This window comes from Methylobacterium terricola, assembly GCF_006151805.1.
In the GTDB taxonomy this organism is placed as follows: Bacteria; Pseudomonadota; Alphaproteobacteria; order Rhizobiales; family Beijerinckiaceae; genus Methylobacterium; species Methylobacterium terricola.
This window is the reverse complement of record NZ_VDDA01000065.1, coordinates 1-11,200: the sequence shown is the minus strand read 5'-3', so window position 1 is coordinate 11,200 and position 11,200 is coordinate 1. Positions and strand designations below refer to the sequence as shown.

9 protein-coding genes and 1 pseudogene are annotated in these 11,200 nt (G+C 70.9%); 5 read left to right on the top strand and 5 right to left on the bottom strand.

The window, feature by feature from the left end:
* A pseudogene (locus FF100_RS35970) lies at window positions 1–114 on the top strand (IS5/IS1182 family transposase); the annotation flags it as partial.
* A gap of 242 nt (window positions 115–356) precedes the next feature.
* Entirely contained in the window at window positions 357–500 is a 144-nt protein-coding gene (locus tag FF100_RS37475; protein ID WP_171070474.1) for a hypothetical protein, read from the top strand.
* Between the two features lie 88 nt (window positions 501–588).
* On the opposite strand, the gene FF100_RS35965 is transcribed toward FF100_RS37475, so the two are convergent.
* On the bottom strand, window positions 589–1,041 hold the full coding sequence (locus tag FF100_RS35965; protein WP_139040791.1) for a MarR family winged helix-turn-helix transcriptional regulator: 453 nt from the start codon (window positions 1,039–1,041) through the stop codon (window positions 589–591).
* A gap of 174 nt (window positions 1,042–1,215) precedes the next feature.
* On the opposite strand from FF100_RS35965, the gene FF100_RS35960 reads away from it, so the two are divergent.
* The 3 genes from FF100_RS35960 (at window position 1,216) to FF100_RS35950 (ending at window position 4,195) form a co-directional block, all read left to right on the top strand.
* A complete protein-coding gene (locus FF100_RS35960) occupies window positions 1,216–2,169 on the top strand; it encodes an MBL fold metallo-hydrolase (protein ID WP_139040789.1) in 954 nt (317 codons plus the stop codon).
* Between the two features lie 140 nt (window positions 2,170–2,309).
* Window positions 2,310–3,962 carry an FAD-dependent oxidoreductase gene (locus FF100_RS35955; RefSeq protein WP_139040788.1) on the top strand — a complete coding sequence of 551 codons (1,653 nt, stop codon included), beginning with the start codon at window positions 2,310–2,312 and terminating at the stop codon, window positions 3,960–3,962.
* The gene (locus tag FF100_RS35950) at window positions 3,962–4,195 is read left to right on the top strand and encodes a DUF2783 domain-containing protein (RefSeq protein WP_139040787.1); all 234 of its coding nucleotides are present in this window, start codon (window positions 3,962–3,964) and stop codon (window positions 4,193–4,195) included. Before FF100_RS35955 ends, FF100_RS35950 begins: the two co-directional genes overlap by 1 nt.
* Before the next feature lie 314 nt (window positions 4,196–4,509).
* Here the strand turns inward: FF100_RS35950 and repC are convergent, their stop codons facing one another.
* The 4 genes from repC to FF100_RS35930 all read right to left on the bottom strand — a co-directional run bounded on the left by repC (window position 4,510) and on the right by FF100_RS35930 (window position 10,572).
* Window positions 4,510–5,787 (bottom strand): plasmid replication protein RepC, encoded by a 1,278-nt coding sequence (repC, locus tag FF100_RS35945; RefSeq protein WP_139040785.1) that lies wholly within the window; start codon window positions 5,785–5,787, stop codon window positions 4,510–4,512.
* Window positions 5,788–6,044: 257 nt separating this feature from the next.
* Entirely contained in the window at window positions 6,045–7,238 is a 1,194-nt protein-coding gene (repA, locus tag FF100_RS35940) for a plasmid partitioning protein RepA (RefSeq protein WP_139040784.1), read from the bottom strand.
* A 293-nt stretch (window positions 7,239–7,531) separates the two neighbouring features.
* Window positions 7,532–8,743, bottom strand: a complete 1,212-nt coding sequence (locus tag FF100_RS35935; RefSeq protein ID WP_139040783.1) for a lytic murein transglycosylase — start codon at window positions 8,741–8,743, stop codon at window positions 7,532–7,534.
* Between the two features lie 65 nt (window positions 8,744–8,808).
* Entirely contained in the window at window positions 8,809–10,572 is a 1,764-nt protein-coding gene (locus FF100_RS35930) for a methanol/ethanol family PQQ-dependent dehydrogenase (RefSeq protein ID WP_139040779.1), read from the bottom strand.
* Between the last annotated feature and the right edge of the window lie 628 nt (window positions 10,573–11,200).

The window sequence follows — 11,200 nt, the reverse complement described above, 5'->3', positions numbered from 1 at the left end:
AACCGCGCCCGCCGCTTGCCCGTCCGCTACGAACGGCGTGCCGACATCTATGAGGCCTTCACATTCCTCCAGGCCAGCATCATCACCCTCCACCAGATCGAGCGGTTCTGTTAGGCGCTCTAAATGTGTCCGGCCCGGGAAGCGTTCGCGCATCGTCGGAAATTCATTCTCCCGTTTGCCCAAACAACAGCAAGGATCGTCTCCGGTCTCGTGGCTCTTTGGGAGGCGCGTTCATTGACGGCCGGGTCCGGCCCGGCTTGAATGCGGCGATCCGCCAGCCGTGGCCGCCGGGGCGCGAGTCGATCCATCGACCCCTTCCACGGGCGCCGCTCGCCCCTCGTCGAGGAGCCCTGTTCATGCCCGCCATCGCCAAGAGCCGCACCCTGATCGACCGCAGCCGGTATCTCGCCTGGAACGCGATCACGGTCCTGGTCTTCGTGCTGCTGACGGCTTACGTGGCGCGGGCGGACGCACCGGTCGCGACCGTGATCGCCGGGTAAGCGGCCTCGACGGTTCCGGCGCCTTCCCGGTCGTTCCGGGCTCGCGTCTTCGACGAGGTTCGATGGTGACCCGGAGGGGACGAGGGCCTTACCTGTCTCGATCCCGTACCAGCCCGAGCGACCCTTCCAGCACGTCCAGCAGCCGCTCGAAATCCCGCTTCTGCGCCTCGCTGAAGCCGGAGAGCAGCGCCGCCTCCCGGGCAAGCAGGATCGGCACCAGCTCGTCGTAGATCGCGCGGCCCTGCTCCGTCAGGTGCAGCATGATCTCGCGCCGGTCGTCGCCGCCCTCCTGGCGCGCGACGAGGCCGAGCGCGATCAGGTGGCTCACCGCGCGGCTGATCCGCGACTTGTGCGTGCGGGTGCAGCGCACGACGTAGGCCGCGCTGCGCGGGTCGTCATGCTGCCCCAACGTCGCCAGGACCCGCCATTCCGGGATGTCGATGCCGAATCGGGCGTAATCCGCCGCCAGGGCCTGGCTGAACTCGGTGGCGAGCCGATTGAGCCGGAACGGGGAGAAGCGGAGCAGGTTCAGGCGGTCCATCGGTCTGCGGTGCGGGCCCTTGACGGTTGCGTTCGCAACATCTTACATCAAGTTGCAAGTGCAACAAGCGACGTGCAGCAAGCGAAGTGCACCAAGGACTGCCGTCCCTCGGGACGCGCCGCACGATGCCGCATCGAACGGCATCGGCAAGACATTGCCACGGGAGGCAACCGCATGAGCAAGGGCTTCGCCAGCCAGGGCGACCTCGCCGAGAAGAAGGAAACCTTCTCGGAGCTGGCGCCGGGCGTCTACGCGCTCACCGCCGAGGGCGATCCGAATTCCGGCATCGTCGTCGGCGACGATTCGGTCCTGGTGATCGATGCCCGCGCCACGCCGCGCATGGCCGGCGACCTGGTGGCCAAGGTCCGCGAGGTCACCGACAAGCCGATCCGCCACGTCCTGCTCACCCATTACCACGCCGTGCGGGTGCTCGGCGTCGCCGGCTATCCGGACCGGGTCAACGTCATCGCCAGCGACGTCGCCCGGGCGATGATCGTCGAGCGTGGGCGGCAGGATATGGATTCGGAGATCCAGCGCTTCCCGCGCCTCTTCCGCGGCAAGGAAGAGATCCCGGGCCTGACCTGGCCGACCCTGACCTTCCACGGCGAGATGACCCTGTGGCTCGGCACGCGGGAGGTGCGGATCATCCATGCCGGGCGCGGCCATACCGCCGGCGACACCATCGCGTGGCTGCCGCAGGAGCGGGTGCTGTTCTCCGGCGACCTCGTCGAGTACGGCGCCACCCCCTATTGCGGCGACGCGCATTTCCAGGACTGGCCCGCCACCCTCGACCGGCTGGAAGCCTTGGGGGCCGCCGCCCTGGTGCCGGGCCGCGGCGAGGCGCTGACGAATCCCGACCAGATTCGGGAGGGGCTGGAGGGCACCCGCGCCTTCCTGCGCGACCTCTACGCCATCGCCCGCGAGGGGGTGGCCGCCGGCCACGACCTCAAGGCGGTGTATGACCGGGCGATGCGCGAGATGCGGCCCCGATACGGGCATTGGGTCATCTTCGAGCATTGCATGCCCTTCGACGTCAGCCGCGCCTACGACGAGGCCAAGGGCATCGACACGCCCCGGATCTGGACCGCCGAGCGCGACATCGAGATGTGGCGGGCGCTGGAGGGGTGATGCCGCTCTGACCCGGGTCTGAACGACGCCGACGCCCTCGGCGCCCTCCCGGGGCCGCGGGAGCGGGCCCGGACTGACGGGATGGCCGGTCCGGCCCGAGCGAAACGGATGGGCTCCGAGACAATCGTCGAGACAATCCCATGAGCACGCCCCGCTATGCCTCCGCGCCGCCCCCCGAGCTGACCGGCGAGGCCCCCCGCCGGCCGGTCGTGGTGATCGGCGCCGGACCGGTCGGCCTGACCTGCGCCATCGACCTCGCGACCCGCGGCGTCCCGGTGGTCGTGCTCGACGACGACGACACGGTCGCGACCGGCAGCCGGGCGATCTGCTGGGCCAAGCGCAGTTTGGAGATCTGGGACCGGCTCGGTGTGGGCCAACGCATGGTCGACAAGGGCGTGACCTGGAATGCCGGCCGGGTCTTCCATGGCGACCGCGAGCTCTACCGCTTCGACCTGCTGCCCGAGGGCGGGCATCGCCGCCCGGCCTTCGTCAACCTGCAGCAATACCACGTCGAGGCATTCCTGATCGACCGGGCCGGCGACTTTCCCGGCCTGATCGATCTGCGCTGGAGGAACGCCGTCACCGGCCTCGCCCAGACCGAGGACGGCGTGCGCCTCGACGTCGAATCCCCGCACGGGACCTACCGGATCGAGGCCGCCTGGGTGATCGCGGCCGACGGCGCCCGCTCCCCGACCCGCACCCGGATGGGCCTGCCCTTCCCCGGCCAGCGCTTCGAGGAGAGATTCCTGATCGCCGATGTCAGGATGCAGGCCGGCTTCCCGACCGAGCGCCTGTTCTGGTTCGCGCCGACCTTCCATGCCGGCCAGAGCGCGCTCCTGCACCGCCAGCCCGACGACGTGTTCCGCCTCGATTTCCAGCTCGGGCCTGATGCCGATCCCGACCTCGAGCGCCGGCCCGAGCGGGTGATGCCGCGGGTGCGGGCGGTGGTCGGCGCGGAGACGCCCGTCACCCTCGAGTGGTGCTCGGTCTACTCGTTCCGCTGCGCGCGGCTGGAGCGTTTCGTCCACGGACGGGTGATCTTCGCCGGCGACAGCGCCCACGTGGTGAGCCCGTTCGGGGCGCGGGGCGGCAATGGCGGCGTGCAGGACGCCGACAACCTGTGCTGGAAGCTCGCCCTGGTCCTGGCCGGCCGGGCGCCGCACGCGCTCATCGCCACCTACGACGAGGAGCGCGGCCGCGCCGCCGACGAGAACATCCGGCAGTCGAGCCGCACCACCGCCTTCATGACCCCGCGCAGCGGGCCTGAGCGCGCATTGCGCGACGGCGTGCTGGCGCTCGCCGCCGAGGCGCCCTTCGCCCGCGCCCTCCTCAATGCCGGCCGGCTGTCGCGTCCGTGCAGCCTCGCGGACCTGTCGCTGCAGACGCCGGATCCAACGGCGTTCGCCAGCGGGCCCGAACCCGGCACGGCCTGCCCCGACGCCCCGGTGACCGACACGGAAGGCCGGCAGGCCTGGCTGCTCGACAGGCTCGGCGGGACGTTCACGCTCCTGCTCTTCATCGACGCGGCCCCGGACCTGACGCCGCTCGCCGGCCTCGACCTGCCGATCGTCGTGATCGCCCCGGCGTCGCTCCCTCTGCCGGGCGCAGAGATCCTGTGCGACCCACAAGGGCTCGCCGCCGCCCGCTACGGCGCCACGTCCGGCACCACCTACCTGATCCGGCCCGATGCCCACGTGGCGGCGCGCTTCCCGGCTCTCGACCCCGACGCCGTCGCCCGGGCGCTCGCCCGCGCCCAGGGTCGCCCCGATTCCGCGATCCGGGAGGCGGCGTGATGGGGCTCCGGCAGGATGACGGCTTCTCCGGTCGCGCCGACGACGTGTACGCGATCCTGGTCCACGGCTACCGCGATCTCGACGAGGCCGAGAGCGCGGCGCTCACCCAGCGCCTCGTCCTGATCCTCGCCCACGAGGTCGGGGACCCGGAGGTGATCCGCGAGGCGGTCGCCCTGGCGCGGCGGACTGTGCGGGCGGATGCGGCCACGGATCCAGGCCTGGCGAGCACCTGAACTCCTCGAAGGCGGCGTCGGCGGACGCCGCGCCAGTTCCCCGGCGGACGGGAGGCAGCCTCCACGGGCCTCGACGATCCAGCCTCCGTGGCAAAGCCAGAGGGGACGCCTTGGCACCGGCGCCTTCGCGGCGGATCGCGTGGGTCGAATCACCCCGGAGCGGATCGCTGTCATCGGCGACGACGACCGGCATGTCCGCTTTGAGCGTGACCTCCGGAATCGGCCCGTTCCGCGACGGCGAAGACCGTCCGCCGCCAAGCCGTCTGCGGCGTTCTCCTCCGGGGACCAGCCACGTCCGGATCGTCGCGCGACCATCACGCATGGACGGCAGACCCCGAGAACGGCGTCGGCGTCGTCGCGCCCGGGAGCGCGCCCGAGAGAGCCGGTAGCGGCATCGCATTGCCTTGCCGCACCCGCCACAACGCCATCACCATCGGCCAGGCCGAGAACCGCCCTGCCCGCGCCTTCCCGGCGAGATCCCGCAGGTAGGCCCCGGGCGCGGCGATCGCCGTCCCGCGCTGCAGGATCCCCGCGACCACCACCGCGGCCTGCTCCTCGCCCATCGCCTCGACCGCCATGGTCCAGGCCGGCAGCCCGATCCCGAGGCTTGCCCGGGCGACGACGGCCGCACCGAGGAAGTCCCGCCAAGTGCCGATCCCGTGCCGGGCATAAGCCGTGATGTCCGGGCAAGCCTCGACCACCAGCCGCAGCGGCAGGGCGCGGCTCACCGGCACGACGCTTTCCGCCGGACCCATCCCGATCTCAGCCTCCTGTCCCCGCAAATCCCCTTCAAGATTCTGAGAAGACTCAGGTTTTGAACTCTGATGGTGGCAGCCGGCCTGGGACTCACTGGCATCCATTTTTTGGAATTCGATCGATTCCGCCAGGCACTTATCCACCGCGGCCCTCAAATCCCGCAGCTCCTCGGCGATCTCCGCCAGCACCGCGTTGCCGGCCGAGCGCGACGGCATCGCGCCGGCCCCCTGCAACTGCTCCTCGATCGCGTCCCAGGCGCCGCTCATGCCGGTCTCCCGCGCGAAGGCGACGATCTTCCCGATGTCCCGGCGCAGCAGCGAGATCTCTTCCCGCAGGACCGCCCGCGCCTTGGCAGCGGCCCGCACCTCGGTGGCCAGCCCCTCGAATTCACCTGCCCGCGCCACCAGGGGCGAGAGGTCGAAGCCGAAGGCCTGCTCGATCTGCCCGCCCTCGCCGCGGCGGGCGTAGCGCTTGCCGTTCGGGCTGTCGCGGCGGATCACCAGGCCGGCCTCGACCAGCTGGGTCAGCGCCCGGCGGAGCGTGGTCGGCGACGGCCCGTGGGCCCGCACCGACAATTCGCGGTTCGACGGGAAGACCACGAGGTCCGGTCCCGGCACCAGGGCGGTCTCGGGATGGAAGCTGAGCAGCGCCGACAGCACGGCGAGCGCCCGGTCCCCGATCCCGAGACGCGCCTTGGCCTCGGTCAGGTGACGGAAGGTGCGCCATTTGTGGCTCGCGGCCTCGTCCGGGCAGGCTTTCGCCGCCGCTTGCGCCGCCATCATGGCGAGCGACAGCGGCCGCCGCCCGAAGGGCGTCGTCGGTTGGGTCTGAGACATGGCTTTTGCCTGTCGTCAGGCAACAGAAAAGGGATCGCCGAATCGGCGCCACGCTTGACAGAATGTGCCGGATTTGATTCTCTCAGGCTGCCAGGCACTAAGAGAAGGGCTTCCGGGGCGTCGCTTCGGGGGCCTTTTTCTTTTGCCGGATCGATCCTTTCTGGGTTCGAGTGAGGGAAACCGCCGGACGGCGGGTCAACGGGCGCCCTCAGGGGACGCCGGTCACCTGGGGCATCACCCCGGGATGAGGGAACGGCTCACGCCGCGCGGCCCCAGGCCTGCGCGATCTCGCGGGTAATCTCGGCATTCACCGCATCGAGCGCCTCGACCGTCCGGTCGTAGGTCTGGCGGGAGAAGCTCTCGCGGCCGGCCTCGTAGAGCGTCCGCCCGGAGGCGCCGGCCTCCGCGATCGCCGTCGAGAGCGGCACCGCATGCGTCATCACCTGCTCGCCGAACAGCGAGCGCAGCAACCCGACGATCTCGGTCTGCCGCCCGTCATGCGGCTCGTAGCGGGTCACGAGGTAGCGCAGGAAGTCGTGCCGCAGGTCACCGCCGGCCTCGCGCACCGCGCCGAGCAGGTCGGCGGTCATGCGCAGCGCGCCGGACATGCCGGCGAGGTCGAGCATCTGCGGCTGCACCGTCACCAGGATGCCGGTCGCCGCGCACAGCGCGCCGAGGGTCAGCCCCCCGAGCTGGGCCGAGCAATCGACCACCACCACGTCGTAATCGTCGGCGATGCCCGCCAGAGCCTCGGCGACGCGGCCCACGAGGCTCTCGGGGACGGCCCCGTGCTCGCAGGCCATCAGCTCGAGATGGCCGGGCACCAGGTCGATGCCGGGGAAATGGGTCGGGCGCAGGATCGCCCGCAGCGGGCGCTCGGCCCCGTCGCGCCGCACCGCGCCGTAGAGGGTCTGGCTCACCCCGACATCGAGCTCCGGCCGGCAGCCGAACAGGCCGGAGAGCGCCGCCTGCGGGTCGAGGTCGACGGCCAGCACACGATATCCCTGCAACGCGAGATATTGCGCCAGATGCGCCGCCGCGGTGGTCTTGCCCGAGCGGCCCTTGACGGTGGTGACCGCCAGGACCTGCAGGTGCTCGCCGTCCCGGCGGTGGCGCAGGTAAGCGGGCCGCGTCCGGGCCAGATGCCGGCGCAGGTCGTTGATCTGCGCCAGGGTGAATTGTCGCCGGCCGGCCGGGCCCTTCTCGGGCTCCAGCGCCCCGTCCGACAGGATCAGCTGGCGCAAGTAGGCATCGGTGATGCCGATCAGCCGCGCCGCCTCGCCGGTCGGGAAGCGCCGCAGCTCGCGCCGCGCGGCCGGCGGGGCGAACCGCGCGCCGACCCGTTCGAGCTGGCGCGTCAGGGCGTCGGCATGGGCCGCGATCACGGCGTCGAACGGCGTCGCGGAGACCTGCTTCCGCCCGGCGATTCGACTTTCGGCACCCTTCGACATCTACGCTTTCGAGCCCCATCCGAGCAGGTCAGCGTAGTTTGGCGGACTCGGCCGACGGGGAGTCAAGCGTTAAGCCCCAGGCTCTCCGATTCAGGAGTCGACAACCTTTTCTCCACAGGAGTCAGGCGCTTCGCGTCCGAGACGGTGGTGCCGAGTCCCCGAATCGTGCGTTGGCGGGGAATCGATTCCGCGTCCTCGGATGGTCCCGTCGGAGAATCTCGGCACGTCCGCGCCGGCGCCGGCGCCGCCGCCGATGCGCCGGCCGCCTTCGCCGTCGTGCGGCGGCACGACGATCACGGTCCGGCGCGCAACCGGTCGAGCAGGCCGGCATCGGCGTAGCCGTCCGGCACCAGCCCGGCGCTCGCCTGCCAGGCGCGGATCGCCGCCCGGGTCCGCGGGCCGATCCGCCCGTCGACCCCGCCGACCGGGTGCCCCTTCGCCTCCAGGCTCGCCTGGATCTCCCGCCGCTCATCGCTGCCGAGCAGCCGGTCGCCCCGGGGCCAGGCCTGCGCGAAGCCAGGCTCGCCGCGCAGCCGGTCCGAGAGATGCGCCACCGCCAGCGCGTACGAGAAGGCGGCGTTGTAACCGAGCAGCGCCCCGAAATTCGGCCGCAGCAGGAAGGCCGGCCCCCTCGCCCCGGCCGGCAGGACGAGGCGCGCCATGTCCGTATCCGTCCCGATCGCCCTGCCGGCGGGTACGACGCCGAGCGCCCTCCACTCACGGAGGGTCCGCATCGTCGTCTCGTCGGCGAGGCGATAATCGAAGCCCGCCGGCAGCACGGCTTCGCCGCCCCAGCCCTCGCCCGGGCGCCACCCCAAGGTCCGCAGGTACTGCGCCGTCGAGGCGAGCGCATCGGGCACCGAGGTCCAGATGTCGGCCCGGCCGTCGCCGTCGAAATCGAGGGCGTGGCGCAGATACGTCGTCGGCATGAACTGGGTGTGGCCCATCGCGCCGGCCCAGGATCCGGTCAGCCGCTCCGGCGTGGTGCGGCCGAGATCGAGGATGCGCAGAGCCGCCACCAGCTCCTCGGTCCAGGTCGCGACCCGCTTGTCACCGGCACAGGCGAGGGTCGCCAGCGAGCGCAGGACCGGCCGCACCTTGCGGGGATCGTCGAGCACGCGGCCGTAGCCCGATTCGATGCCCCAGATCGCCACCAGCACGTGCCGGTCGACGCCGTACGCCGCCTCGATCGCCGGCAGGCTCGCCTCGGAGGCGAGCTTCGCCCGGCCGTCGGTCACCGCCTCCTCGCTCACCGCGGCGTCGAGATAGGCCCAGATCGGCTTCTCGAACTCGGCCTGCCTGCCCGTCGCCGCCGCGACCCCCGGATCGGCCGTCAGCCCGGAGAGCTGCGCCTCGGCCAGGGCCGGCGTTACCGCCTGCTCCGTCGCTCGGGCGATGAGGCCGGGTAGGCACGCGGCCAGCGACGGTTCCACCGGCGCGGGCGGGGCCTGCGCAAGGGCGGCCGGTGCCGCGAGGAGCCACAGGAGCGCGATCGGCACCCGCATCGAAGAGCCTCCTTGTCGATGGGCGATCCGGGCCGTCTCCGTCCGGACCTGTTCGAGACCCCGGTTCAGTGCTCCGGGAGGGCGAACACCGTGAGCTGCCCGCCCGCCGCGGTATATTGCGACAAGGCGGCATAGCCCCCGACCGCGCCCGACCCCTCGGCCGGGTCGGTCAGCCCGGCGGCGAGCCCGATCCCGGCCCAGCCGCCGATGCCCGACAGGACCGCCACGTATTGCCGCCCGCCATGCCTGTACGTGGTGACGTTGCCGACGATCCCCGACGGCGTCTTGAAGCGGTAGAGTTCCGTCCCCGTCGCGGCGTCGACCGCTTTCAGGTAGCCTTCGAGGGTGCCGTAGAACACCACCCCGCCGGAGGTGGCGAGCGCCCCCGACCAGACCGAGAACGGCTCCGGGATCGACCATTTGATCCGGCCCGCCAGGTTGTCCCAGGCGATGAAGGCGCCGGTGCGGTCGGAGCCGGCCGGCGGGTGCAGCGCCAGCGTCGCGCCGACATAGGGCTGGCCCGGCGTGTAGGTGACGTGGAACGGCTTGTAATCCATGCACATGTGGTTGGTCGGCACGTAGAACAGGCCGGTCCGCGGCGAGTAGGCGGCGGGCTGCTGGTTCTTGGCGCCGAGCGCCCCGGGGCAGATGCCGGTCACGGTCTCGTCCTCGCCGGCGACGCCCGGCGCGTAGCGCTCGTCCACCACCGGGCGGCCGTAGGCCGGCGAGGCGCGGTCGAGGTCGATCCGCTTGGCCCAGTTCACGCTCGGATCGAACTTCTCCGCCACCAGGAGCTCGCCGGTCTCCCGGTCGAGGGTGTAGCCGAAGCCGTTGCGGTCGAAATGGGTCAGCAGCCGGCGTCGGCGGCCCTCGACCTGCTGCTCGGTCAGGATCATCTCGTTGACGCCGTCGTAATCCCACTGGTCGTGCGGCGTCATCTGGTAGACCCAGCGGGCGACGCCCGTATCCGCGTCGCGGGCGACGATCGCCATCGCCCAGCGGTTGTCGCCCGGGCGCTGGGCCGGGTTCCAGGTCGAAGGATTGCCGGTGCCGTAATAGACGAGGTTCAGTTCCGGATCGTAGGAGAACCAGCCCCAGGCGCAGCCGCCGCCGGTCTTCCACTGCTCGCCCTCCCAGCTTTTCAGCGACGAGTCGCGCCCGACCGGGCGGCCGAGTTCCGTCGTCTTGTCCGGATCGATCAGCATCTCGTCGTCCGGCCCGGTGGCGAAGGCCCGCCAGAGGCGCCGTCCCGTCGCCTGGTCGTAGGCGGTGACGTGGCAGCGCGCCCCGTACTCGCCACCCGACAGGCCGACGATCACCTTGTCGCGCACGGGCAGCGCCGCCGCCGTATTGGTCTTCCCCTTGCCCGGGTCACCGTTTTGCACCGACCACAGCACCCGGCCGGTCTCGGCTTCGAGCGCCACCACTTTGGTGTCGGCGAGCTGCAGGAAGATCCGCCCGTCCTGATAGGCAAGGCCGCGATGGACCGTGTCGCAGCACATCACCGCGACCACGCCTGCGTCCTGGCGCGGCGCGTAGCGCCACAGGATCTTGCCGTCCTGGTCGAGATCGAGGGCCGTCACGGTGTTCGGGAACGGCGTGTGCACGAACATGATGTGGCCGACCACGAGCGGCGCGCCCTCGTGCCCACGCAGCACGCCGGTTGAGTAGGTCCAGGCGACCGTGAGCCGGCCGACATTCTCGGGCGTGATCCGGTCGAGTCCCGAGAAGCGGGTATTCGCGTAATCGACGGTCGGCAGCGCCGGATCCTCCCCGGCGAGCGCCGGGCCGAGACCCAGCAACAGAGCCGCCAACGCCACGTGTCTCATCCGTATCCCCTCCCCGGCTCCCCCGGATCTTGCACCGTCCGTCATAGGCGGACCGGGCGCGTCGGGCCATGCGTCCGGGCGGGGCACTCGCCGGGGAGGTGGTGAAGGACTTGAATCCTGCTCCGAGCACACCATCTCAACCTAGCCGGCGACGGGCCTCACCCGCTTCCGGCTCTTCGATATCGAAGGCGAGCGTCACCGCGGGTCCCGATTGGGGGCCGCGGATGGGCGTCGGTTCGGTCGCAGACCGGTCAGTTCCGGTCGTGTTGACAGGCAAGCCGGCTACCCTTAAACGACCGCTCACCGACGGGGCGCCGACGAAACGGCCCGCCCCGACGAACCTTCCCAGAGAAGAGCAAGCAAGGGCCAGGGCAACCCGGCGCTGCTTTTTGTTCTCTAGGGTATGAGATCTGGCTCCGGCCCGATCGGCTCTTTGACAAGTGCATACGAGAAAGAGAAGCGTGGACGGCGTCGTCCCTGCGGGCTGGTTCTTCGCGAACCAGCTGTGAGTAGGATGATGCTGGTCTGACGTTTCGGTGCTCACACGATCAGGTGGAAACGCCGGTCGGTTGTGAGCCTCCGTTTATGTTGTGATCAGCGATGATCAGTTCTTCAACTTGAGAGTTTG

Bases quoted from the DNA above. Each gene is read 5' to 3' on its own strand.
- FF100_RS37475 (WP_171070474.1), top strand. From the start codon at position 357: ATGCCCGCCATCGCCAAGAGCCGCACCCTGATCGACCGCAGCCGGTAT.
- FF100_RS35965 (WP_139040791.1), bottom strand. From the start codon at position 1,041: ATGGACCGCCTGAACCTGCTCCGCTTCTCCCCGTTCCGGCTCAATCGG.
- FF100_RS35960 (WP_139040789.1), top strand. From the start codon at position 1,216: ATGAGCAAGGGCTTCGCCAGCCAGGGCGACCTCGCCGAGAAGAAGGAA.
- FF100_RS35955 (WP_139040788.1), top strand. From the start codon at position 2,310: ATGAGCACGCCCCGCTATGCCTCCGCGCCGCCCCCCGAGCTGACCGGC.
- FF100_RS35950 (WP_139040787.1), top strand. From the start codon at position 3,962: ATGGGGCTCCGGCAGGATGACGGCTTCTCCGGTCGCGCCGACGACGTG.
- repC (WP_139040785.1), bottom strand. From the start codon at position 5,787: ATGTCTCAGACCCAACCGACGACGCCCTTCGGGCGGCGGCCGCTGTCG.
- repA (WP_139040784.1), bottom strand. From the start codon at position 7,238: ATGTCGAAGGGTGCCGAAAGTCGAATCGCCGGGCGGAAGCAGGTCTCC.
- FF100_RS35935 (WP_139040783.1), bottom strand. From the start codon at position 8,743: ATGCGGGTGCCGATCGCGCTCCTGTGGCTCCTCGCGGCACCGGCCGCC.
- FF100_RS35930 (WP_139040779.1), bottom strand. From the start codon at position 10,572: ATGAGACACGTGGCGTTGGCGGCTCTGTTGCTGGGTCTCGGCCCGGCG.